20 protein-coding genes are annotated in these 23,278 nt (G+C 45.9%); 18 read left to right on the forward strand and 2 right to left on the reverse strand.

Features of this window, described 5'->3' with window-relative positions; all coding sequences use genetic code 11:
- Nucleotides 1–176: 176 nt before the first annotated feature.
- From pcrB to DP120_RS17570, 9 genes are all read left to right on the forward strand, one after another.
- Nucleotides 177–878, forward strand: coding sequence for a heptaprenylglyceryl phosphate synthase (pcrB, locus tag DP120_RS17530; RefSeq protein ID WP_112224927.1), 702 nt, complete (start codon nucleotides 177–179; stop codon nucleotides 876–878).
- Nucleotides 879–906: 28 nt separating this feature from the next.
- Entirely contained in the window at nucleotides 907–3,120 is a 2,214-nt protein-coding gene (gene pcrA, locus DP120_RS17535) for a DNA helicase PcrA (protein ID WP_112224928.1), read from the forward strand.
- Nucleotides 3,121–3,134: 14 nt separating this feature from the next.
- Nucleotides 3,135–5,141: an NAD-dependent DNA ligase LigA gene (gene ligA / locus DP120_RS17540; protein WP_112224929.1), complete on the forward strand. Its 2,007-nt coding sequence runs from the start codon at nucleotides 3,135–3,137 to the stop codon at nucleotides 5,139–5,141.
- Nucleotides 5,142–5,154: 13 nt separating this feature from the next.
- The gene (locus DP120_RS17545) at nucleotides 5,155–6,303 is read left to right on the forward strand and encodes a CamS family sex pheromone protein (protein WP_112224930.1); all 1,149 of its coding nucleotides are present in this window, start codon (nucleotides 5,155–5,157) and stop codon (nucleotides 6,301–6,303) included.
- Between the two features lie 247 nt (nucleotides 6,304–6,550).
- The gene (gene gatC, locus DP120_RS17550; protein ID WP_112224931.1) at nucleotides 6,551–6,841 is read left to right on the forward strand and encodes an Asp-tRNA(Asn)/Glu-tRNA(Gln) amidotransferase subunit GatC; all 291 of its coding nucleotides are present in this window, start codon (nucleotides 6,551–6,553) and stop codon (nucleotides 6,839–6,841) included.
- A gap of 17 nt (nucleotides 6,842–6,858) precedes the next feature.
- On the forward strand, nucleotides 6,859–8,328 hold the full coding sequence (gene gatA / locus DP120_RS17555) for an Asp-tRNA(Asn)/Glu-tRNA(Gln) amidotransferase subunit GatA (protein ID WP_112224932.1): 1,470 nt from the start codon (nucleotides 6,859–6,861) through the stop codon (nucleotides 8,326–8,328).
- Nucleotides 8,325–9,755, forward strand: a complete 1,431-nt coding sequence (gatB, locus tag DP120_RS17560; protein WP_112224933.1) for an Asp-tRNA(Asn)/Glu-tRNA(Gln) amidotransferase subunit GatB — start codon at nucleotides 8,325–8,327, stop codon at nucleotides 9,753–9,755. The genes gatA and gatB overlap by 4 nt, the downstream gene beginning before the upstream one ends.
- 341 nt (nucleotides 9,756–10,096) lie before the next feature.
- Nucleotides 10,097–10,657, forward strand: a complete 561-nt coding sequence (locus tag DP120_RS17565; RefSeq protein WP_112224934.1) for a thioredoxin family protein — start codon at nucleotides 10,097–10,099, stop codon at nucleotides 10,655–10,657.
- Nucleotides 10,658–10,739: 82 nt separating this feature from the next.
- Nucleotides 10,740–11,651 carry a diacylglycerol kinase gene (locus DP120_RS17570; RefSeq protein ID WP_112224935.1) on the forward strand — a complete coding sequence of 304 codons (912 nt, stop codon included), beginning with the start codon at nucleotides 10,740–10,742 and terminating at the stop codon, nucleotides 11,649–11,651.
- Nucleotides 11,652–11,704: 53 nt separating this feature from the next.
- Here the strand turns inward: DP120_RS17570 and DP120_RS17575 are convergent, their stop codons facing one another.
- A complete protein-coding gene (locus tag DP120_RS17575; protein WP_112224936.1) occupies nucleotides 11,705–12,133 on the reverse strand; it encodes an NUDIX hydrolase in 429 nt (142 codons plus the stop codon).
- Nucleotides 12,134–12,341: 208 nt separating this feature from the next.
- On the opposite strand from DP120_RS17575, the gene DP120_RS17580 reads away from it, so the two are divergent.
- The 6 genes from DP120_RS17580 (at nucleotide 12,342) to DP120_RS17600 (ending at nucleotide 18,084) form a co-directional block, all read left to right on the forward strand.
- Nucleotides 12,342–13,691, forward strand: a complete 1,350-nt coding sequence (locus tag DP120_RS17580; protein ID WP_112224937.1) for a cytochrome ubiquinol oxidase subunit I — start codon at nucleotides 12,342–12,344, stop codon at nucleotides 13,689–13,691.
- Nucleotides 13,688–14,716: a cytochrome d ubiquinol oxidase subunit II gene (locus tag DP120_RS17585; RefSeq protein WP_112224938.1), complete on the forward strand. Its 1,029-nt coding sequence runs from the start codon at nucleotides 13,688–13,690 to the stop codon at nucleotides 14,714–14,716. The genes DP120_RS17580 and DP120_RS17585 overlap by 4 nt, the downstream gene beginning before the upstream one ends.
- Nucleotides 14,717–14,731: 15 nt before the next feature.
- Nucleotides 14,732–14,842: a cytochrome bd oxidase small subunit CydS family protein gene (gene cydS / locus DP120_RS18845; RefSeq protein WP_420812457.1), complete on the forward strand. Its 111-nt coding sequence runs from the start codon at nucleotides 14,732–14,734 to the stop codon at nucleotides 14,840–14,842.
- A gap of 70 nt (nucleotides 14,843–14,912) precedes the next feature.
- Entirely contained in the window at nucleotides 14,913–16,277 is a 1,365-nt protein-coding gene (rlmD, locus tag DP120_RS17590) for a 23S rRNA (uracil(1939)-C(5))-methyltransferase RlmD (protein WP_112224939.1), read from the forward strand.
- Between the two features lie 130 nt (nucleotides 16,278–16,407).
- On the forward strand, nucleotides 16,408–16,566 hold the full coding sequence (locus DP120_RS17595) for a Fur-regulated basic protein FbpA (RefSeq protein WP_084242305.1): 159 nt from the start codon (nucleotides 16,408–16,410) through the stop codon (nucleotides 16,564–16,566).
- 69 nt (nucleotides 16,567–16,635) lie between these two features.
- Entirely contained in the window at nucleotides 16,636–18,084 is a 1,449-nt protein-coding gene (locus DP120_RS17600; protein ID WP_112224940.1) for an amidase family protein, read from the forward strand.
- Between the two features lie 166 nt (nucleotides 18,085–18,250).
- Here the strand turns inward: DP120_RS17600 and DP120_RS17605 are convergent, their stop codons facing one another.
- Nucleotides 18,251–19,108, reverse strand: coding sequence for a TetR/AcrR family transcriptional regulator (locus tag DP120_RS17605; RefSeq protein WP_112224941.1), 858 nt, complete (start codon nucleotides 19,106–19,108; stop codon nucleotides 18,251–18,253).
- A 176-nt stretch (nucleotides 19,109–19,284) separates the two neighbouring features.
- Between DP120_RS17605 and DP120_RS17610 the strand changes: the two genes are divergently transcribed.
- The 3 genes from DP120_RS17610 (at nucleotide 19,285) to DP120_RS17620 (ending at nucleotide 23,278) form a co-directional block, all read left to right on the forward strand.
- Complete coding sequence (locus DP120_RS17610; RefSeq protein ID WP_112224942.1) at nucleotides 19,285–20,757, forward strand: DHA2 family efflux MFS transporter permease subunit; 1,473 nt, start codon at nucleotides 19,285–19,287, stop codon at nucleotides 20,755–20,757.
- 134 nt (nucleotides 20,758–20,891) lie between these two features.
- Nucleotides 20,892–22,049 (forward strand): DEAD/DEAH box helicase, encoded by a 1,158-nt coding sequence (locus DP120_RS17615; protein ID WP_112224943.1) that lies wholly within the window; start codon nucleotides 20,892–20,894, stop codon nucleotides 22,047–22,049.
- Entirely contained in the window at nucleotides 22,049–23,278 is a 1,230-nt protein-coding gene (locus DP120_RS17620) for an aminopeptidase (RefSeq protein ID WP_112224944.1), read from the forward strand. The genes DP120_RS17615 and DP120_RS17620 overlap by 1 nt, the downstream gene beginning before the upstream one ends.

A 23,278-nucleotide genomic window follows, 5' to 3' on the forward strand; every position in this document is an offset into this window, starting at 1 on the left:
AATCTCATAATAAGCGCAGCGGAATTTAAAGGCTGTCCATTAAGTCAGTGATTGGGCTTAGTGGATGGCCTTTTACTTTGTCTGAACTTGCATCGTCCATAGGGACTGAATGGGCGCTTGCGCTTTTCTTTTGTTATAATAAATAGACGAAATGATTAGAAGTAAGGTGAAGCGAAATGGATTATCAATCGTGGCGGCATGTGTTCAAATTGGATCCTGCAAAGAAAATTTCCGATGGACATTTGGAACGAATTTGTGAATCCGGGACTGATGCCATCTTGATAGGCGGCAGCGATGATGTCACACTCGAAAATGTACTTGATTTAATGGCGCGCGTCCGCCCTTATTCTCTGCCGGCCGTGCTGGAAATTTCAACAATTGAATCGGTGGCGCCGGGATTTGATTTTTATTTCATCCCGACTGTCCTGAACAGCCGGGATCCGAAATGGATCAAAGGCCTTCACCATGAAGCAATCCGGGAATACGGGGATCTGATGGATTGGGAAGAGCTGATTCCTGAAGGCTATTGCATTTTGAATCCGGATTGCAAGGCGGCACGATTAACCGATGCCGACAGTTTGCTTGACGATGAAGATGTGGTGGCATATGCCCGGCTGGCTGAGCGTTTTTTCAAATTGCCGATTTTTTACCTGGAATACAGCGGTATTTACGGCGATCCAAAATTAGTTAAAACGGTAAAAGGGCATTTATCCGATACACGCCTCTTTTATGGAGGCGGCATTGACTCAGCTGAAAAGGCGCGGGAAATGGCGCGGTTCGCGGATACAGTCGTTGTAGGCAATGTCATTTATACAAATATTGAACAAGCGATTAGAACCGTTGCGGCGGTTGCGGAATCTATAGATCAATCGTTATAATAAGAACAAACGTTCGAGGTGGTGCACAATGGAATTAATAACGAAGAATCTATTAAAGGGAATGAACCCGGAACAGGAAGAAGCGGTCAAAACGACTGAAGGCCCATTGCTGATTATGGCTGGTGCCGGATCAGGAAAAACGAGAGTGCTGACGCATCGGATTGCGTATCTCGTGCTGGAGAAGCAAGTTTACCCTTCCAACATCCTGGCGATTACATTTACGAATAAAGCGGCGCGTGAAATGCGCAACCGGATCGATGGCCTGCTGGGGCATGGCACAGGCGAGCGTATGTGGGTTTCCACATTCCACTCGATGTGTGTCCGTATCCTTCGCCGTGACATCGATAAATTAGGATTTTCAAGAAATTTTTCCATTCTTGATTCGACCGACCAATTGTCGGTTATTAAAAATGTCTTGAAACAGCAGAACCTCGACCCGAAAAAATATGAGCCAAGAACGATTTTGAACGCCATTTCTTCGGCGAAAAACGAGTGCATCACAGCCTCGGAATTTGCAGGCAACGCAAATCCACATAACCCGTACGAGAAGACGATTGCGGATGTTTACGAGGGCTATGAAAAACGCCTTCAAAAAAATCAGTCGCTCGATTTTGATGATCTGATCATGACGACATTGACTTTATTGAATAAAGAACCGGATGTCCTGGAATTTTACCAGAATAAATTCCAGTATATCCATGTGGATGAGTACCAGGATACGAATAATGCACAATACCAGCTAGTCCAGAAACTGGCGAGCAAGTTTAAGAATATTTGTGTGGTCGGAGACTCGGACCAGTCGATTTACCGCTGGCGCGGAGCTGATATCACTAATATCCTGTCATTCGAAAAAGACTATCCGAATGCAAAAGTGATCATGCTTGAACAGAATTACCGGTCAACGAAGCGCATTCTGCAGGCAGCAAATGACGTGATCAAGCGGAATACAAGCCGCTATCCGAAAGAATTACGCACCGACAACGATGAAGGACCGGCCATTACGCTGCATAAAGCGAGTGATGAGCGGCAGGAAGCACAATTTGTCGTCCAAACCATCCAAAGATTGATGGATGAGGAAAATTATAAGACATCCGATTTCGCGATTCTTTATCGCACCAATGCCCAGTCGCGAATCATGGAGGAAATGTTCGTAAAATCGAATATGAACTATACGATCGTCGGCGGAACGAAGTTCTATGACCGCAAGGAGATCAAGGATCTTCTCGCATACCTGCGGTTGATTGCCAATAACGACGACGATTTGTCGCTGGCGCGGATCATCAATGAACCGAAGCGCGGAATCGGCGCAACTTCCTTTGAACGGATGGCCGGATTTGCAATTGAACAGGACCGCACGATCATGGATGCGCTGCAGGAAGTCGACTTTATGGGTGTCTCTCCGAAAATTGCCCAGACGGCTCTTGAATTCCGCAATATGATCGCCGGGTTCACGGAAATGCAGGAATACCTGTCGGTCACTGAATTGGTCGAGGAAGTTCTGAAGAAATCCGGTTATCGCCAGATGCTCCAGAACGATAAAACCATTGAAGGCGAAAGCCGTCTTGAGAACTTGAATGAGTTCTTATCGGTGACACAGGCATTCGAAAAACAAAGCGACGATAAATCACTTGTTGCGTTTCTGACGGATCTTGCTTTGATTTCTGACATTGATTCGTTGGACGATGAAGAAGAAACAGATGGACCGATTATTCTCATGACAATGCACGCAGCTAAAGGGCTTGAATTTCCGGTCGTCTTCATCATTGGGTTGGAAGAGAATGTATTCCCGCATTCCCGTTCCAATAACGATGAAGAGGAAATGGAAGAGGAACGGCGCCTGGCTTACGTGGGGATTACAAGAGCAGAAAAAAGGTTATATTTAACACATGCATCTTCCCGTACTTTATTCGGCAAGAGCAATTGGAATATGCCGTCCCGTTTCATCAATGAAATTTCTGAAGACTTGATCGAGCAGACGGTTGCACAGCACCGTGCCGGCGCAGCAACGAGCTACAAGCAGGCACCGAGACGCGCTGCAGTAACGCGTCCTGCCTATCAGCAATCAGGCGGCGACAAGCTTGGCTGGAAGCCTGGCGATAAAGCGACACATAAAAAATGGGGAACGGGCACTGTAGTCGGTGTCAAAGGGGATGGCGAACAGACAGAACTGGATATCGCATTCCCAAGCCCAGTCGGCATCAAGCGGCTTCTTGCCAAATTTGCGCCGATTGAGAAAGTATAATCGGGAGGTATATTATGGACCGTATTAAAGCGGAACAGCGGGTAAGTGAATTAAATGAATTGCTCGGTAACTACGGCCATGCCTATTATGTGCTGGATAATCCAATGGTTCCTGATGCAGTTTACGATCAGCTGCTAAATGAATTGATCCAACTGGAAACTTTATATCCGGATCTGGTGTTCCCGGATTCACCGACTCAAAGAATTGGCGGGGCACCGATTTCAAATTTTGAAAAAGTGACACACGACCGTCCGATGCTGAGTTTGTCGAATGTTTTCGGAGAAGATGACCTGCGGGAATTCGATAAACGCGTCAGAAATGGTGCGGGTGAAAAGATAGAATATGTCTGCGAGCTGAAGATCGACGGGCTCGCTGTTTCACTTATATATGAAAACGGCAAGTTTGTCCGCGGCGCTACGCGCGGCGATGGACGGGTGGGAGAGGATATTACAGTCAATCTTCGGACCATCCGTTCAATTCCATTGAAATTGAAGGAACCGGTATCGCTTGAGGTGCGCGGTGAAGTTTTCATGCCAAAAAAATCCTTCCATAAATTGAATGAAGAGCGTGGCGAAAACGGCGAAGAAGTTTTTGCCAACCCGCGCAATGCGGCTGCCGGTTCACTTCGGCAGCTCGATCCTAAAATAGCTGCGAACCGCAATTTGGATGTCTTTATCTATGGCATCGGCGGGGATGCTGAAAATTATGGGTTGGATGAACATAACGAGTCGTTGAATTACTTGCAGAAACTTGGCTTTAAGACAAATAGTGAACGCAAGGTCTGCCACAGTGTCGAGGAAGTTTTAGCGTATATCGAAACCTGGACAGAAAAACGTGGCAATCTGTCATACGAAATCGATGGAATCGTCATTAAAGTCAATAGTTTTCTTCAGCAGCAGGAACTTGGATTTACGGCGAAAAGCCCAAAATGGGCCACTGCCTATAAATTTCCCGCTGAAGAAGTGATGACCAATCTTATTGATATCGAACTCAGCGTCGGACGTACAGGCGCTGTTACGCCGACCGCCATTCTGGATCCCGTATCAGTTGCCGGGACGACCGTCCAGCGCGCATCTTTGCATAATGAAGATCTGATCAAAGAAAAAGATATACGCATCGGCGATAAGGTCATTATCCGAAAAGCGGGTGACATTATTCCGGAAGTGGTCCGTGCTATGATTGAACTCAGAACCGGTGATGAAGAACCTTTCCGCATGCCTGAGAACTGTCCAGCGTGTGATGCGGAACTTGTCCGGATCGAAGGGGAAGTCGTACTGCGGTGCGTCAATCCGAAATGTCCTGCTCAAATTACGGAAGGGTTAATCCATTTCGTATCGCGCAATGCGATGAATATCGAAGGACTCGGTGAAAAAGTTATCGAACAGCTTTACCAGGAGCAGTTGATTGCGGATATTGCCGATATTTATAAATTGACGAAAGATCAATTGTTGGAACTTGACCGGATGGGTGAAAAATCGGCATCCAACCTGATTGCAGCGATTGATGCTTCACGCAGCAACTCGATGGAACGTTTATTGTTCGGCCTTGGCATCCGCCATGTCGGCGAAAAAGCGGCACGTATTCTTTCTGAGCATTTCGGTTCGATGGAAAAATTGATGGATGCCCCGCTCGAGGAATTGACGGCGATCCATGAAATCGGCGATAAAATGGCCGATGCCATCGTCACTTATTTCGACAGCGAAGAAGTTCGCGCCTTGGTGGAACGTTTAGCCGCTGAAAACGTCAATCTTAGCTATACCGGCAAACGAGTGCAGGTGGAAGCCGGTTCGAATGCCTTTGCAGGCAAGAAAATTGTACTGACCGGCAAATTGGAACAGCTTACCCGCTCGGAAGCGACAGAACGCATCGAAGCGATGGGCGGCAAGTTATCCGGCAGTGTCAGCAAGAAAACCGATCTGTTGATTGCCGGGGAAGAAGCAGGTTCCAAACTGGACAAAGCTTTGGACTTGAAGATTGAAGTCTGGAATGAGCAGCAATTGATAGAAGAATTGAACAAATGAGGAGATATTTAAAATGAAACGCTTTTGGTGGATCCCTGCCAGCATCTTGCTGCTAACCGCCTGTGTGCCGACGCAAACAAATGAAACAGAAGTGATTGGCACAGAGGAAGTGGAAACCGCAATTATTCCAAGCATGCAATTGGATGATCAGTTTTACCGGACCCTTTTGCCATATAAACAAAGTGCCACGCGAGGTAAAATCGTCAATCGCCTTAATTCCCGCTACGATATCGAAGAAGCGGAAAAAGGGCTGCTGCGTTTATCGCAAAATCAATTTTCTCCTGACGATTATTATTTTCAGGAAGGCCAGAAGATAACAGATGAAGAAGTTTCTGCATGGCTGCGCCGTTACCATCCAGAAGATAATCCGACCGGGTTGAATGCCGAAGACAAGCGTGCACCTTTATCTGAAGAAGAGCTGGAAGCTGGCGAAACCCGTGAGAATCCATCGCCGGAAATTCTGGCACACATTATCGAACAGAATTACCTGGTGAAAACCAATGAAGATACGATCCGACTCGGTGGTGTATCTGTGGGACTTGCCCTCAACTCCATTTATTACAGTGAGAATGATCAAGGGGTGTCCTATGAAGAAACGATTTCACAGGAACGATTGGAATCGGAAGGCAAACGGATGGCAGATGAAATTGTCAACCGGCTGCGCCAAAAAGAAGGAATGGCGGATATTCCGATCACCGTCGGCCTCTTCAAGCAAAAAAGCCGCAGTACAATTACTGCCGGCACATACTTCATTTACGGAGTTGCTCCGGGCGGTGAAAATTCAGTGGCCAAGTGGAATCCAATCAATGAAGAATTCGTGATTTTCCCTTCGAGCAATCCTGAAGAGAAGTATCGTGAAGTGGATACGGTGTTCAAAAATTTCAAGCAGGACGTCGAAGAGTACTTTTCGAATTTCACAAGTGTCATCGGAACCGGCTTTTATCAAGGGGATTCGATCCGCAAACTGCAAATTGAGATTCCGATCCAGTTTTACGGTTCATCGGAAGTCATCGGTTTTACACAGTATTTAACGGGACTTGTCATGAAGCATTTCCCCGAGAATATCCAGGTGGAAATCGACTTGAACTCGGTCAATGGAGCGGAAGCGCTGATATTGAGAAAAACCAATGAAACTGAACCGATTGTCCATATTTATGAATAAAAAAAGTCTGCTCCTGATTTAACGGGCGGCTTAAGAGGCAGCCGGTGCGGCTGTCTCTATTCATTTTATTTTTGTGTCTAGACTCCAGCGCCTAACTCTTCGGGATATAAGTCAAAACAGCTGCGTGGCAAAAAGCGCCACTACGCTGTTTCGCCTTATACCTGTCAGAGCTGACCAGGCGCTTCCGCTTTTCGATTTAAAATGATATGATATAGCGTATGTTTACTGATTCCGGAGGTGTAAGGAAATGGCGAAAATGACAAAAGAAGAAGTGATCGAGGTTGCCCATTTGGCGCGTCTGGCGATTACTGATGAAGAAGCGATCCACTTTGCAGAACAATTAGAAGCCATCACAAATGCGATGGAGCTTCTAAATGAACTGGATACAGAGAATGTTGAACCGACAACACACGTACTGCCGATGGTCAATGTATTGCGTGAAGATAAAGCGGAGGCAGGATTGCCGCGCGAAACGGTATTGAAAAATGTTAAAGAACACGAAGCGGGACAAGTAAAAGTTCCGACCATTCTGGAATAATAGCGAGGAGGGAAACCATGAAATTCTACGATAAGACAGCTGCTGAATTACAGGAATTGATACATAGTAATGAAGCGACAATCACAGAAATAACAAAACAGACAATCGAACGCATCAACGAACTTGACCCGAAAGTCGATGCTTTTCTGGCAATGAATGAAGAAAAGGCGATGGCGGCGGCAAGTGAAATGGATACTGCACCAATGGAACAGCGCGGGCCATTATTCGGTTTGCCGATTGGTGTTAAAGACAATATCATGACAGAAGGCTTGGTAACAACAGCTTCAAGCCGTATCCTGGAAGGCTTCAATCCAATTTATAACGCGACTGTAGTTGAAAAGCTGCGTGCGGCAGGAATGGTGATTGTCGGTAAGTTAAATATGGATGAATTCGCGATGGGCTCTTCAAACGAAAACTCCTATTATAAAAAGACCAGAAACCCGTGGAACCTGGATTATGTGCCAGGCGGTTCTTCAGGCGGCTCGACTGCAGCAGTAGCAGCAGGAGAAGTGCCGTTCACACTTGGTTCTGACACTGGCGGTTCCATCCGTCAGCCGGCTGCATTCTGCGGCGTTGTCGGCATGAAACCGACATATGGCCGTGTATCGCGTTTCGGCTTAATCGCATTCGCTTCTTCATTGGATCAAATTGGTCCTGTGACACGTAATGTAAAAGATAATGCATTATTATTGCAGGCAATTGCCGGGCATGATGAAAAGGACTCCACTTCAGCTGATGTCGAAGTACCTGACTTTGCGGCTGCTTTGACGGGCGATATCAACGGTCTCCGTATTGGCGTGCCAAAGGAATACTTCGCAGAGGGCGTCAGCGAATCTGCTAAAGCAGCGGTTTATGACGCACTTGAGGTATTGAAGGAAAAAGGCGCTACAGTGGAAGAGATTTCATTGCCGCATTCAAAATACGCACTTGCAACGTATTATTTACTGGCTTCATCTGAAGCTTCTTCCAACCTGTCCCGTTTCGACGGAATCCGTTACGGTTACCGCACGAATAAAGCGAGCAGCCTGCTGGATTTCTATATGAATACACGTGCAGAAGGTTTTGGCGATGAAGTGAAACGCCGGATCATGCTTGGGACTTATGCGTTAAGCTCAGGTTATTATGATGCTTATTATAAAAAAGCGCAGAAAGTGCGCACGCTGATCAAAAAAGATTTTGACGATGCATTCAAGAACTACGATGTCATCATCTCACCGACAACTCCGACACCGGCATTTAAAATTGGTGAAATCATTGATGATCCATTGACAATGTATGCCAATGATATTCTGACGATACCGGTCAATCTTGCGGGTGTCCCGGCGATTTCTGTACCGTGCGGTTTTGAAGGCGATATGCCGCTTGGCCTGCAGATCATCGGCAATTATTTCGATGAGGAAACGGTTTATCGTGTAGCCGATGTTTTTGAGAAGGCGACAGATTTCCATAAAAAAACTCCTCAATTATGGGAGGGAGCAGCACAATGAACTTTGAAACGATTATCGGGCTCGAAGTGCACGTAGAATTGAAAACCGATTCCAAAATGTTTTCACCATCTCCTGCACATTTCGGAGCAGAACCGAACACGAATACAAACGCCATCGACCTTGGTTATCCTGGAGTCCTGCCGGTAGTCAATAAAACTGCGGTGGACTGGGCGATGAAAGCGGCACTTGCATTAAACTGTGAGATTACACGCCACACCAAATTCGATCGCAAGAATTATTTTTACCCGGATAACCCGAAAGCTTACCAGATTTCTCAATTTGATCAGCCGATCGGCGAACATGGCTGGATTGAAATCGAAGTGAACGGCGAGAAAAAACGGATTGGCATCACACGCCTTCATATGGAAGAAGACGCGGGTAAACTTACGCATACCGATAAAGGCTATTCGCTGGTCGATTATAACCGCCAGGGAACGCCATTGATCGAAATCGTTTCTGAACCGGATATCCGTACACCGGAAGAAGCCTATGCTTATCTGGAAAAAATAAAAGCTATTATCCAATACACAGGTGTTTCCGATGTCCGCATGGAAGAAGGATCACTTCGCTGCGACGCGAATATTTCCCTGCGTCCTTATGGGCAGGAGCAATTCGGTACGAAAACGGAATTGAAAAACCTGAACTCGTTCAACTATGTCCGCAAAGGTATTGAACATGAACAGATTCGCCAGGAACAGGTATTGCTGTCAGGCGGCATTATTCCGCAAGAAACTCGCCGTTACGACGAATCCACTGGTAAAACAATTCTGATGCGTGTTAAAGAAGGGTCTGACGATTACCGTTATTTCCCGGAACCGGACCTTGTGGATATTGTCATCGATGATGCTTGGATTGAACGCGTCCGCGCAGAAATTCCGGAACTGCCGGATGCGCGTAAAGCGCGCTACGTTTCAGAGCTGGGCATGTCTTCATATGATGCCATGGTGTTGACACTGGCAAAACCGATTTCCGACTTTTTCGAAGCTTCAGTTGAAGCCGGAGCAGACGCTAAACTGGTTTCCAACTGGCTGATGGGTGAAGTTTCCGCTTACTTGAACGCTGAGCAGAAAGAACTTGCAGACACGGCTTTGACCCCTGAAGGCTTGGCTGGAATGATTAAATTGATTGAAGATGGAACGATTTCATCTAAAATTGCCAAGAAAGTTTTCCGTGAATTGATTGAAAAAGGCGGCGACGCCAATGATATCGTAAAAGCAAAAGGGCTTGTCCAAATTTCGGACGAGGGCGTTTTGCGTGAATATGTGACGAATACATTGGATGCCAACCCGCAATCAATCGAAGACTTCAAGAACGGCAAGGACCGGGCAATCGGCTTCCTGGTCGGTCAAATCATGAAAGCAACCAAAGGACAGGCGAACCCGCCATTATTAAATAAAATCCTTTTGGAAGAAATCAACAAACGATAAAATGATGGATGGCCCTTTAATGGGCCATCTTTTTTGTGTCCAGACTCTAGCTGCCCAGCTCTTCGGGTCATAAGCCCGCCTAGCTCTACGGCAAGGAACGCCGCTCCGCTATTCTGTCTACCCCTTATTGCTCCTGTCTCTGCATCGCTTCGCTAGCTTCGAGACATGAAAGTGCGTTGCATCGCTGCGCTAGCTTCGTCGCAAAGAGATGTCCCAAATTCCATTTGGTCCATCTCTTGCCTTTCAGAGCTAAACGGGCGCTTGCGCTTTTCTTTAGGAAAGATATAATTTGATGGTTTTGATAAAGACAAGTAAACTGGATTTAAAGGAGATGTGATATCATGACACTGGAACAGAACTATTTCGAAAACGCGATTACGCTTGAAAATTATATGTCCCAAATGGAATCCAACCAGGAAAAGTCTTATTCAATTTACGAGAAATTCACAATGCCGGAAGATAAGGAATTTATCTCTTTATTAAAAGAGAAGAATCCACATATCCTTGTGATTACAGAAGACTGGTGCGGGGATGCCATGATGAATAATGCGATACTCCGTAAAATTGCGGATGCAGGAGACGTTGAAGTCCGCTGCGTTTACCGGGATGAAAACCTGGAATTGATGGACCGCTACTTGACGAATGGCGGACGTTCCATTCCGAAATATATCATTTTATCGCAGGACGGAGAAGTGCTTGGAGACTGGGGGCCAAGATCTGAAAAGGTCCAGGAATTTGTGGATGGATTGAAAGCAAAATTGCCGGAAAAAGAAGATCCTCAATACGATCTGCATTTTAAAACGGTGATTGGCGAAATAACGGACGGCTTTGTATACAAAAGCGAGTTTTGGAACAGCGTCTATCAGGAATTAAAAGCAGTTTTGACCAAATCACTGACTTAAAGAGAAAACTTGCGGTAAAAGGAACTTTTAACTTTTTTTATTGTCTTATTTTCTAGAGTAAGTGTAGAAAGGCTGAAATCTTATGAAACGAGCACGCATTATTTACAACCCGACATCCGGCAGGGAGTTGTTCCGAAAGCATTTGCCGGAAGTACTCGAAAGAATGGAAATCGCGGGGTATGAAACGTCCTGCCATGCTACGACCTGTGAAGGAGATGCAACTGCAGCGGCGATTACAGCTGTTGAAAGAAAATTCGACCTGATAGTCGCTGTAGGCGGGGACGGTACGCTGAACGAAGTCGTATCCGGCGTTTCGAAATTTGAAAATCGCCCTAAAATAGGATTGATCCCGATGGGGACGACTAATGACTTTGCGCGTGCCGTACATATTCCCCGTGATATCAATAAAGCTGTCGATATCATTATTCAAGGTGATTCGGTTCCAGTGGATGTCGGCATGATGAACGATCGTTATTTCATTAACATCGCCGGCGGCGGAAGAATGACTGAACTGACCTATGAAGTGCCGAGCAAGCTGAAAACGGTTCTTGGACAGATGGCTTATTACCTGAAAGGCATTGAAATGCTGCCATCCATCCGTTCATCCAACGTCCGTATCGAGTACGACGGAGAAGTTTTTGATGATAAAGCGATGATGTTCCTGATTGGTTTGACCAATTCGGTCGGCGGTTTTGAAAAGCTGGCGCCAGATGCCAGCATCAACGATGGGAAGTTCACTTTGCTGATTTTGAAGGAAGTGAATATGGCGGAGTTTATCCGGTTGGCTTCACTTGCACTCCGTGGAGAGCATCTTTCCAATCCTCACGTCATCTATGCAAAAGCCAGCAGGATTTCAGTTTCTTCCGAGGAGCGTGTCATGTTGAATCTGGATGGAGAGTTTGGCGGAGTGCTGCCGGCCGTATTCCAGAACCTTGAAAAACATATCGAAGTACTGGTGCCGATCCATTCGCTTAACGAAAAAGATATCAAATAAAAGAAGCCTTGCAGCCGACAGACTGCAAGGCTTCTTTCTGTGTTTTCCCAGTTCTACAAAAGTTCGATCGCTTTGTCCTGCTCCATCGCAAGTTTCGGCAAATCATCCACCGGTTCCCAACGGAATAACAGAGTCATGCCGTTGTCACGCCCGTTGCTTTTGATAGTATGCTCCCATTCATCCACTTTTTCACCAGTATATTCGAAATGGAAGATGTTGCGTTCGTATACCTTATCCCGGTGCTCCGGATAATAATTATACTTGTGGATTTTTCCTGCAAAATCCAATACATCGCGTGGCAGTCCCGTCTCTTCCTGAACTTCGCGGTAAAGTGCATCAATTAGCATTTCTCCATCAGCGATTGAACCTCCGGGTACCTGAACACCGACTTCCGGTTCACCTTTGTACTCGAAAACCAGTAATTCGCGGTTTTCATCTGGGCCTCTTGTGATGTAGGCGAATACTTTTCTGCTTGTTTCCATATAAATCACCCTTTTTTTATGTTCTTTATAGAATACTAAAAATTCTAATAAATTTCAAGTGATATTATCAATTCTTGTCACAGCTTATTCAAAGTTTGGGGAAAATGTGCGGTTTTTGAATTCCTCTTAGGGGATTCAGCAGGTCTGCTTAGGGTACAATAAATGTAGAACTTACGGTGAACTATATTCCTTGGGAGGGATAAAGGAAATGGGATTTGAAGATACAGCGTTATTAAGCCGTATCCTGACAATGATGACTCTTTCGTTCCACATTCTTTATGCAACAATCGGAGTCGGTGTGCCACTGATGATTTTGATCGCACAGTGGGTCGGGATCAAAAAGAAAGATGATCATTACATTCTGCTTGCCCGCAGATGGGCGAGAGGATTTGTTATAACAGTAGCAGTCGGGGTTGTGACAGGGACAGCAATCGGCTTGCAATTATCTCTGCTTTGGCCGAACTTTATGCAAATGGCGGGAAATGTGATTGCCTTGCCATTGTTTATGGAAGTATTCGCATTTTTCTTTGAAGCAATTTTTCTTGGTATTTACCTGTATACATGGGACCGTTTCGAAGATCAGCGAAAACATTTGCTGCTGCTGATTCCAGTGGCACTGGGAGCGGCCGCTTCCTCGGTCTTCATCACGATGGTCAACTCATTTATGAATGCGCCGCAAGGCTTCGATTTGGTGAATGGTGAATTGATCAATGTCAGCCCATTGCTGGCAATGCTAAGCCCGGCTGTGCCGACAAAAGTGGCGCATGTCATGTCTACGGCTTTCATGACCAGCGCGTTTGTGTTGGCATCGATCGCCGCTCTCCGCATCTTACAGGGATCGACTCATGTATATCATAAAAAAGCCTTGTTGATGACCATGAAACTCGGTCTTGTGTTTTCAATTGCAACAGCTCTAATCGGTGACTTTTCCGGTAAATACCTTGCCGAATACCAGCCTGAAAAACTGGCAGCTGCCGAATGGCATTTTGAAACAGAAGACGAAGCAAGGTTGATTCTTTTCGGTGTGCTTGACGGGCAGGAACCGAAGTACGCGATTGAAATCCCCTATGCACTGAGCATACTGGCGCATGGTTTGCCTGATGCTGAAGTTACGGGGCTGAATGAGTTTCCTGAAGACGAAATTCCGCCGCTCTGGATACATTATCTGTTTGATACGATGGTGACAATCGGCATGTGGCTTGCATTCTTCTCCTTTGTCTATGTCGTAGCGGCATGGCGCAAATGGCCGATAATCACGAAGAGATGGTTCCGCTGGCTGACAGTGGCAACCGGACCGTTGGCGTTGATCGCAATCGAGGCCGGCTGGTGGTTTACGGAAGTCGGACGGCAGCCATGGATTCTGCGTGGTTATATGAAAACAAGCGAGGCTGCTACTACAAGCGGCCAGGTCGATTTAATGATCATTCTGTTTGCAGGATTGTATTTCATACTGGGAATCGGAACCATCGTGGTGTTATCACGGATGTATAAACGTAATCCAGTAGAGAAAGAACTTGCACAAAGACAAAAGGCTGACAAAGGCGGTGATCCGGAATGACGCTTGAAATAATCGGAATTTCGGTGCTTTGGCTTTTCCTGTTCCTGTATGTAATTGTGGCATCCATTGATTTCGGAGCAGGTTTCTTCAACGCTTACAGCGCCTTTACGAACAAACAGCATATTTTAACCAACATCATTCAGCGCTATTTGTCGCCGGTTTGGGAAGTTACGAATGTGTTCTTCGTATTTTTCTTTGTGGGAATCATCGGGTTCTTCCCGCAAACCGCATTCTATTATGGAACGACTTTGCTCGTCCCTGCCAGTCTGGCGCTGATTTTGCTCGCCATCCGCGGCTCTTATTATGCCTTTGCGACTTACGGAGCGCGAATCAATCACCGAGGCTACATTTATATGTACGGATTATCGGGTCTGCTGCTGCCGGCGTCCTTATCACCGGTACTCGCCATGTCGGAAGGCGGCTTCATCAAAATGAATGGCAGCGAACCCTATCTGGATTATTGGGCACTCTTTACGAGTCCGTTGATGTGGAGCATCGTTGTGCTGAGCATTACCGCAGTGCTTTACATCTCCGCAGTATTTCTGACCTGGTATGCCAATAAAGCGGGTGACGTCAAGGCAACTGAACTGATCCGCAAATACGCGCTCGTATGGGCAGGACCTGCTATCGTTACGGCGACAGGGATCATATTCGAATTACGCGGCCACAATCCTGAGCATTATAGCCGGATTCTGGATCTTTGGTGGGCATTCGCAATTTCGTTCCTGTTGTTTATCGGAACAGTTTATCTAATCTGGAAGAAGAAAAACTATGGGTTGGCGTTCATTTTGCTTGTCGGTCAATTCTTTACAGCATTTTTCGCATATGGCGTTTCCCATTATCCATATCTTTTATATCCATATCTGACTATCTACGATGGTTTTACCAACGAATCGATGGCAATCGCATTAATTATTGCGTTTATAGCAGGCCTAGGCTTGTTGCTGCCGTCATTGTATCTATTGTTCCGCCTGTTCTTGTTCGATAAAGATTATGTCAAAGGCAAATCGGATTATCATGCATAAAAGGGGGCAATTTCCATGCAGGATTTCTTGATATTCTATGCACCGTTTCTCGTATTATTAGCTTCACTGGTTTTCGGTTTCTGGTTTGCATTGAAAGATGGATCGGTACCTAAAGATAACGATTGAATGCGCGCCCAGGCTTTGCCTGGCGCGTTTTTTCATGTAGAATAGAGAAACGTGAAATGGAGTGAACGAATTGAAACCTGTAAACAAAAATGATCGGCTGCTGGTCCACGTGGAAGATTTGACCCACGACGGGGCAGGAGTTGCCAAAGTAGAGGGATATCCATTATTCATCCACGGTGCTTTGCCGGGAGAAGATGTCCACATCCATGTTTTAAAGACACTTAAATCCTATGGTTTTGCAAAATTGCTGGAAATTGAAAATGCCTCGCCGTTCAGGGTCGAAGCGCCTTGTCCAGTATTCGATACATGCGGTGGCTGCCAGATTCAGCATTTGTCATATGAAGGGCAGATGACGTTTAAACGCAAGCTTGTGCGTGACGCCATCACCCGCATCGGCAAGCTGCCTGACGTTCCCGTCCATCCTGTCAAAGGAATGGAAAATCCGTGGCGCTACCGCAATAAATCGCAGATTCCCTTCGGCATGGAAGATGGACGCGTGGTCGCCGGGTTCTACCAGCCACGCTCGCACCAGATTGCCGATACCGATATCTGCATCATCCAGACACCGGAAGCGGACAGCATTATGGCCGGCATCAAACATAAGCTGACAGAAATGGGCATTGAACCATATGAGGAAGAAACTCACCGCGGACAGCTGCGCCATGTGGTCGTACGGAAAGCGCGTGCCACAGGAGAAATCATGGTCGTGCTGGTTACCAAGAAAAAGAAATTCCCGCAGGCTGCTGAAGCTTTGAAATTGATTCAGGAGCTGGTTCCGGAAACGGTATCGATTGTCCAGAACGTTAACCCGGAAAAAACAAATGTCATTTTCGGTGATGAAACTATTACACTATGGGGCAAAGATGTTATCGAAGACCAGATCGGCGATGTCCGGTTTGAAATTTCAGCACGCTCTTTTTACCAGATAAATCCGGAGCAGACAGAAGTGCTTTACGGCCAGGCACTCGAATATGCCAATCTGACCGGCAATGAAACTGTCATTGATGCCTATTGCGGTATAGGAACGATTTCCTTATTCCTTGCGCAGCGGGCAAAATTCGTCATGGGCGTGGAAATTGTTCCGCCCGCTATCGAAGACGCCAAACGCAATGCGGAACTCAATGGCCTTAGCAATACCTTATTCGAGGCAGGTCCTGCCGAGCAGGTGATTCCTCGCTGGTATAAAGAAGGCAAAAAAGCGGATGTACTTGTTGTTGATCCGCCGCGAAAAGGCTGCGATGAGCAATTGCTGCAAACCATCCTGAAACAGCGGCCGGAACGAGTTGTCTATGTTTCCTGCAACCCGGCGACACTTGCCAGAGATTTACGCATACTCGAAGACGGCGGCTATCGCACCCAGGAAGTGCAGCCGGTGGACATGTTCCCGCAATCCACACACTGTGAGGCAGTTGCATGGCTGCAGCTTGCTGAGTAAATTTCATATAAAGTGAACCGGATGCAATTTGCATCCGGTTTTTCTTTATTTTATTTCTATAGAAACGTTTCATGAAGGGGCTCCGGTGGGTAAAGACAAAGGAATACTTCACAAGGAGAGAACGAATAGCATGGAACAGATACCAGAATCGAAATTCGAAGATAAACGCTCAAATGTCATCGAGGAATTGGTGGCGCAGAATGTTTTTAAAATTAATGGACGGCAATTATATGAATTGAGTTTATATGAATTGATGAAGGAATATACGCAGAAAAGCCTTAGCTCGTAAGCTGCGGCTTTTTTATTTTCCATCAGAATTTCCTTTGATGGTTAAAAAAAGGATACGGGAGGGAATAATATGCATCATCAAAAGCTGGAGGATTACCGGAGAGACCGCCTCGATGAAATGACCTTGTCTGAAATGCAGGAAGAGATGCAGGCAGGGAATGTAACTTCAGAGGAATTGGTTCTGATGTATAAGGAGAATATATCGCTGCGTGATAAAAATATCAATGCACTTCTTGAAATTAATCCGGATGCTCTGCAAATCGCCCAAGCGCTTGATTTTGAACGGCAGCGAAAGGGAGCGAGAGGGCCGTTGCACGGAATACCCGTAGTGGTGAAAGATAATATGGATACTGCAGATAAAATGCATACCAGTGCCGGTTCTGTGGCTCTTGAAAAACATTATGCAGACAGGAATGCCTTTGTGATTGAAAAGCTGCAGAAAGCCGGAGCGGTGATAATGGGCAAGACGAATATGACTGAATGGGCCAATTTTATGTCGGATAAAATGACAAACGGGTACAGCTCACGGGGAGGCCAGGTCCACAATCCTTACGGAGCTTTTGATGTGGGCGGCTCCAGTTCCGGGTCAGCAGCTGCTGTTGCTGCTAATCTGGCAGCTGCAGGAATCGGTACGGAGACTTCCGGTTCGATTATAAATCCGGCCGCCCAAAACAGTCTTGTTGGCTTGAAGCCGACGGTCGGGATGATCAGCCGAAACGGCATCATCCCTTTATCCCATACCCAGGACACGGCTGGAACACTTGCCCGGACAGTCAAAGATGCAGTGAATGTCTTTTCAGTTCTCATCGGCTTTGATCCAGATGATCCAATCACAAGGTTTTCCAGTGATTTTGAAGCTTACGACTGGAGCGTCCATCTGAAAAAAGACGGTTTAAAAAATGTCAGGCTGGCTGTGACTCCGGAATTATTCAAGGAAATCTCTGACGAGCAAATGGAATTATTTGAACAGGCGAAAATGAAACTTAAAGAATGTGGTGCCGAAATTATTGAAAATGTGGATCTTGGCTCAAACCAAGAAGATCTGGGGTTCGCCGTGTTGCTCCACGAATTCAAGGCAGATTTGAATGCTTATTTGGCAAGGACCAATTCGATGAATCCGATTAGATCCATGGACGATATAATTGCTTTCAATAGTGAAAACTCCGATAAAATGCTGAAATTCGGCCAAAACCTGCTGGAGCAGGCAAACCTTCTGACAGGGATGCTGACCGAAAGGGAATATGTTGAAGCACTTGAACGCAATCGCTTCCTGGCTGCCGAACAGGGGATTAATGCCACTTTGAAAGAGATCGGTGCTGATGCTATCATCCTGCCGCAGGATTTTGGCTGCAATGTAGGGGCGGCTGCCGGTTTCCCGGCTATCACTGTCCCTTTTGGCTTCACTGAAACGAAAGAGCCTTTTGGAATAACATTTACAGGAATGGCATTCAGTGAACCAAAGATGATCGAGTATGCCTTCGCTTTTGAACAAGCGACAAAAGGAAGAAAAAAACCATAGTAAAAGGACTTGTCCCAAAAGGAATTTTGGGCAACTCCTTTTGCGACGAAGCTAGCGCAGAGATGCAGAGACAGGAGCAATAGTATTTCCCTGCACTTTATTAGAGACAAAGGGGCTGTCCAATAAGTCGTTTGATGACTTATCGGACAGCCTCTTTTTATTTCGTTTAAAATTTGGCGAGTTTCTTCCATACCTGTTCAAGTAAAATCAGTAAGTCCGATTCATGCTCCGGATTATTTGTAAGTGTTCCCAGCACACTTTCAAGCAGGGCTTTGCGAGGTGCTTCCGATTTCAGTTCTTCTGCAAGAAAAAGCACAAGCTGCCGGGAAGCATGATCCTCTCCGAAAGAGAGGCTGCAGGTTTCAAGTTGCTGTGCAAGTTCTTTTACAGAAAGGTTATCAGAAGTTTTTTCGGTGTAAACGGTCGGCGCCAAAATGAAACGTGCTCCAGATTCCATTTGAGCCAAAATGGAAACGTCCAGACGGTTAATGACAAAAGACGCCAATTTTTTCGTTGGAAGATCCTCATCCGTTGTCAGCTGCCAGATATTCACAAGCTGCTGAACTGATCCGTGCACCGCTGCTGCGTTATCAAGTGCAAATGGGGCTGCTTTTGGTCCGTATATATCAATAATGCGGGAAGATATCCAATCCAATTCTTTTCGATAGGAATTCTTCGCAAAATCCTTTAATTCTTTATCCTGGGAATAGAAAATGCTTTCGTACAGCGAAAAAAGATTCTTCTCCCGGTTCATTTGAATCCTTACACATAGCTGCTCGGCCAGCACTGTCGGATCATTCACCGGTTTTCCGGCAGCAGCTTCCATCCGTTTCTGGCGAATTTCGTTGCCTACCGATTCCATGATAGCGATAAGACATTCCGTTTTGGACGTAAAGTAATTATAAAAAGTGCCTTTTGAAATGCCTGCTTCGTCGAGGATATCCTGGATTGAAGTAGAATTATACCCCTTGCTGATGAAAAGAGAGTATGCGGCATCTATGATGTTTTGTTTTTTTCGATTCATTTAACTCACCTTTATACTCGTAGTCTATCCTCAGAATACCCGTAATTGGGCAATTAAGCAATAAAACTAAACAACCGGTATATTTTTGTTGATAAATATATACTGCGGGTATAGAATAATGAAATGGAGATTGAGAAAAACAAATTCAGCATGAAATATACGGAGGAAGAAATACAATGACCGAACAGAAAAAGCCGCCTTACGGCATAATTGCAATACTCTTCACAGGGGCGTTTGTAGCAATATTCAACCAGACATTATTGAACATTGCCCTGCCTGAAATCATGGCAGACTTTGGTATTAAAGCGGCTACCGCCCAGTGGCTGGTAACCGGATATATGCTGGTGAACGGGATATTGATCCCAGCCAGTGCATTTTTCATCCAGCGCTTTTCAAACCGTTCCATCTTTATCGTCGCAATGTCTTTGTTTTCACTGGGGACATTGATTGCCGGCCTGGCACCGACCTTTGCATTCCTTCTCGCCGGGCGTCTTTTGCAGGCTTCCGGAGCAGCATTGATGATGCCGCTTCTGATGAATGTGATGCTCGCTGCGTTTCCGGTTGAAAAACGCGGGACCGCGATGGGCTATTTCGGGCTTGTCATGGTCGTTGCACCAGCAATTGGCCCAACATTATCAGGCTTTATCGTTCAAAACTACGATTGGCGCGTGCTATTTTTCATCGTGCTGCCGGTAGCATTGATCCCTTTGCTTTTGGGTATTTTCAAATTAAAGAATTTAACATTCCAGAACCGGGAAATCTCTCTTGATAAGTTCTCACTGGTTTTATCCAGTCTTGGTTTTGGAGGCATTCTATACGGCTTCAGTTCAGCAGGCACACTGGGCTGGTCCAATCCTGTCGTCTACATTACAATAGCCGTCGGTTTGATTTCTCTTGTGTTATTCGTCCTGCGCCAATTGAAGCTCGATGAGCCGCTGCTCGAAATGCGGATCTATAAATACCCGATGTTCGCATTGTCATCAGTGATTTCAATTGTATTATCAATGTCCATGTTCTCAGCGATGATTCTCATGCCGATCTATATTCAGACCATCAAAGGGATTTCACCGATTAATTCGGGCTTATTGATGCTGCCGGGTGCATTGATAATGGGAATGATGTCTCCGATTACCGGCCGACTGTTTGATAAATGGGGCGCTAAAGTTCTGGCAATCCCCGGCTTGGCACTTGTCGTCATCACGACATTCCTATTCAGCCAGCTAACATTGGATACAAGCTATTGGCAGATCATGATTATCTATTCCATTCGGATGCTTGGCATCTCACTTGTCATGATGCCGGTTATGACCAATGGATTGAATACGTTGCCGATGAAAGCTTATCCTCACGGAACAGCCATCAATAATACTTTGCAGCAGGTTTCGGGAGCTATCGGCTCTGCATTCCTGATTACTTTGATGAACACCCGCACTGAATCGGCTGCCGCTGATTTGCTGGAGAGTGGAACTGCGCCGGAAAATATTGTGAATATGGCAATGCTTGAAGGCATCAACTTCTCATTCTTCATTTCAACGTTCATCGCATTAACTGCGCTGCTGTTGGCACTGTTCATCAAAAAGCCGGAGCGTCCGGTAACGGAACAGGAAAAAGAAATGGTCTATACCCGAAAAGAAGCTACAGAATCTTAAACTTTGGCCGCTCCGATTTACGGAGCGGCTTTCTTTGTTTTTAGTGCATGACAAGCAAGCGGAATTCATCAAAAAAAGGCGTTAGAACGCCAAATATGGTACACTGTAAGCATTGAAAAGAAGGTGGAATTAAAATGACATTTATAGAAGAACTAAAACCAGAGTGGCAGGAAAAGTGGAAAAAAACCGGATTTGAATCAATCATGCCGATTCAGGAGCAGATGATTCCTGAAATGATAGCAGGAAACGATATCTTAGCCCAATCACCTACAGGGTCGGGCAAGACGCTGGCCTATGTATTGCCTATTCTGCAGCGGGTGGATCCGCAAAAGGCAGCCACACAGGCAATGATTGTTGCACCGTCACAGGAATTGTCGATGCAGATCGTAAATGTGTTGCGGGAGTGGACAGAAGGCACAGATGTAACCGTGACACAATTGATCGGCGGTGCCAATATGCAGCGCCAATTGGAAAAATTGAAGAAAAAACCGACGATTGTAGTTGGAACACCCGGTCGCTTGAATGAACTCGTCAAAAGCAAAAAGTTGAAAATGCATGAAATCCGCATCCTGGTCCTTGATGAAGGAGATCAATTGATGGCACGCGAACATCGCAATGTCATGAAGGCTCTGATTGAGAAGACACAGAATGAGCGGCAACTGGTGCTCGTTTCGGCAACGATTACAGAAGAAGTGGAACTGGTTGCGGAACGTCTCATGCAGCATCCGACACGCCTCCATGTCACAGCAGAGGAAATGCCGATGCAAGGAAAAGTGACGCACTCATTCATAAAAGTGGATGAACGTGATAAGACGGATTTGCTGCGCCGCATATCGCATATCGACGGGGTAAAAGCTTTGGCATTCGTCAATAACCTTGACCAGTTATTGATGAAGGAAAATAAATTAAAGTTCCGCGACACTAAAATAGTCACATTACATTCCGAAATGAATAAGGATGAACGCAAAAAAGCGCTTGATGCTTTCCGTAAAGGCGAAGTGTCAATCCTTATTGCAACAGAGGTCGCAGCCCGCGGGCTGGACATTGATTCGGTAACACACGTTATCCATGTGGATGTTCCAAAAACAATCGATCAATATCTTCACCGCTCAGGACGGACAGGGAGAGCCGGAAAAGATGGTGAAGTATTGACTCTGTTAGCTTATCAGGATGAAAGACATTATAAAAAATTCACGAAGGACTTGCCTTCGAAGCCTGTTCAGAAAATCATGCACGGCGGAGAATTGATTGAGGGGTCAAGCAAGACAGTAAATACAAAGGGGAAAAAATAATGGATTTTCAGAAAAAAATGGAACAGTATGCGGAGTTGACCGTATACGTTGGACTGAATGTCCAAAAAGATCAGCATGTGCTTATCAATACCACGACCGATACGATTGAGTTTACCCGTCTGGTCGTGAAAAAAGCATATGAAGCCGGTGCGAAAAATGTTCATGTGAATTATTCAGACCCGGTTCAGACGCGTACGCATTATGAACTGGCGCCTGACGAAGCATTTACGGAGTATCCGGAGTGGTCAGTTGTGCAGCGCGATGAAATTATTGAGAAGGGCGGTTCTTTTTTGTGGATTGATGCGGAAGATCCGGATCTATTGACCGGCATTCCAGCAAAACGCTTATCGAACTCTCAGAAAGCTGCGGGCAAGGCATTGGCCAGATACCGCCAGGCAGTGGGTTCCGATAAAGTGGCATGGTCGATTGTAGCAATCCCATCAGAAAAATGGGCTGCGAAAGTCTTTCCGGATCTAGCACCTGAACGGCAGATTGAAGCTCTTTGGGAAGCGATATTCAAAACCGTGCGAATCGGGGGAGGAGATGCTGTTGCTCTATGGAAAGAGCATATCAATTTCCTTGAGAAACGAGCTGCCCAGCTAAATGATCATCGTTTTGTAAAATTGCATTATTCCGCTCCGGGCACTGATTTGACAATCGGATTGCCGGACAAGCATATCTGGATGTCCGGTGCATCAAAAACGCCGCAAGGCAATCCGTTCATCGCGAATATGCCGACAGAGGAAGTTTATACGGTTCCATTAAAAAATGGAGTCAATGGTTTTGTCCGCAATACAAAGCCATTTGTCTATCAAGGCAACATCATCGATGGGTTCACACTGACTTTCGAAAATGGCAAAATTGTTAAAGCTGAAGCTGAAACAGGTGAAGAGCTGTTAAATGAAATGATCAATTCAGATGAAGGCGCGGCTTATCTAGGCGAAGTGGCATTGGTACCGCATCAATCGCCGATCTCGGATTCCGGCCTGTTGTTCTTCAATACCTTATTTGATGAAAACGCATCAAACCACTTGGCAATCGGCGATTCTTATCCAACCTGCTACGAGGGTGCCCGCGATCTTGAACGTGAGCAACTGGCAGAGCTGGGATTGAATACATCCATTGTTCATGAAGACTTTATGATTGGCAGTGCTGAAATGGATATTGATGGCATCACTGCAGACGGTTCGAAGATTCCGGTTTTCCGAAAAGGCAACTGGGCATTCTAA

It is taken from the genome of Planococcus halotolerans (assembly GCF_003289955.1).
Lineage (GTDB): Bacteria > Bacillota > Bacilli > Bacillales_A > Planococcaceae > Planococcus > Planococcus halotolerans.

What these genes read in the sequence shown, in the direction of transcription:
- pcrB (WP_112224927.1), top strand. Translation starts at nt 177, where the DNA reads ATGGATTATCAATCGTGGCGGCATGTGTTCAAATTGGATCCTGCAAAG.
- pcrA (WP_112224928.1), top strand. Translation starts at nt 907, where the DNA reads ATGGAATTAATAACGAAGAATCTATTAAAGGGAATGAACCCGGAACAG.
- ligA (WP_112224929.1), top strand. Translation starts at nt 3,135, where the DNA reads ATGGACCGTATTAAAGCGGAACAGCGGGTAAGTGAATTAAATGAATTG.
- DP120_RS17545 (WP_112224930.1), top strand. Translation starts at nt 5,155, where the DNA reads ATGAAACGCTTTTGGTGGATCCCTGCCAGCATCTTGCTGCTAACCGCC.
- gatC (WP_112224931.1), top strand. Translation starts at nt 6,551, where the DNA reads ATGGCGAAAATGACAAAAGAAGAAGTGATCGAGGTTGCCCATTTGGCG.
- gatA (WP_112224932.1), top strand. Translation starts at nt 6,859, where the DNA reads ATGAAATTCTACGATAAGACAGCTGCTGAATTACAGGAATTGATACAT.
- gatB (WP_112224933.1), top strand. Translation starts at nt 8,325, where the DNA reads ATGAACTTTGAAACGATTATCGGGCTCGAAGTGCACGTAGAATTGAAA.
- DP120_RS17565 (WP_112224934.1), top strand. Translation starts at nt 10,097, where the DNA reads ATGACACTGGAACAGAACTATTTCGAAAACGCGATTACGCTTGAAAAT.
- DP120_RS17570 (WP_112224935.1), top strand. Translation starts at nt 10,740, where the DNA reads ATGAAACGAGCACGCATTATTTACAACCCGACATCCGGCAGGGAGTTG.
- DP120_RS17575 (WP_112224936.1), bottom strand. Translation starts at nt 12,133, where the DNA reads ATGGAAACAAGCAGAAAAGTATTCGCCTACATCACAAGAGGCCCAGAT.
- DP120_RS17580 (WP_112224937.1), top strand. Translation starts at nt 12,342, where the DNA reads ATGGGATTTGAAGATACAGCGTTATTAAGCCGTATCCTGACAATGATG.
- DP120_RS17585 (WP_112224938.1), top strand. Translation starts at nt 13,688, where the DNA reads ATGACGCTTGAAATAATCGGAATTTCGGTGCTTTGGCTTTTCCTGTTC.
- cydS (WP_420812457.1), top strand. Translation starts at nt 14,732, where the DNA reads ATGCAGGATTTCTTGATATTCTATGCACCGTTTCTCGTATTATTAGCT.
- DP120_RS17595 (WP_084242305.1), top strand. Translation starts at nt 16,408, where the DNA reads ATGGAACAGATACCAGAATCGAAATTCGAAGATAAACGCTCAAATGTC.
- DP120_RS17600 (WP_112224940.1), top strand. Translation starts at nt 16,636, where the DNA reads ATGCATCATCAAAAGCTGGAGGATTACCGGAGAGACCGCCTCGATGAA.
- DP120_RS17605 (WP_112224941.1), bottom strand. Translation starts at nt 19,108, where the DNA reads ATGAATCGAAAAAAACAAAACATCATAGATGCCGCATACTCTCTTTTC.
- DP120_RS17610 (WP_112224942.1), top strand. Translation starts at nt 19,285, where the DNA reads ATGACCGAACAGAAAAAGCCGCCTTACGGCATAATTGCAATACTCTTC.
- DP120_RS17615 (WP_112224943.1), top strand. Translation starts at nt 20,892, where the DNA reads ATGACATTTATAGAAGAACTAAAACCAGAGTGGCAGGAAAAGTGGAAA.
- DP120_RS17620 (WP_112224944.1), top strand. Translation starts at nt 22,049, where the DNA reads ATGGATTTTCAGAAAAAAATGGAACAGTATGCGGAGTTGACCGTATAC.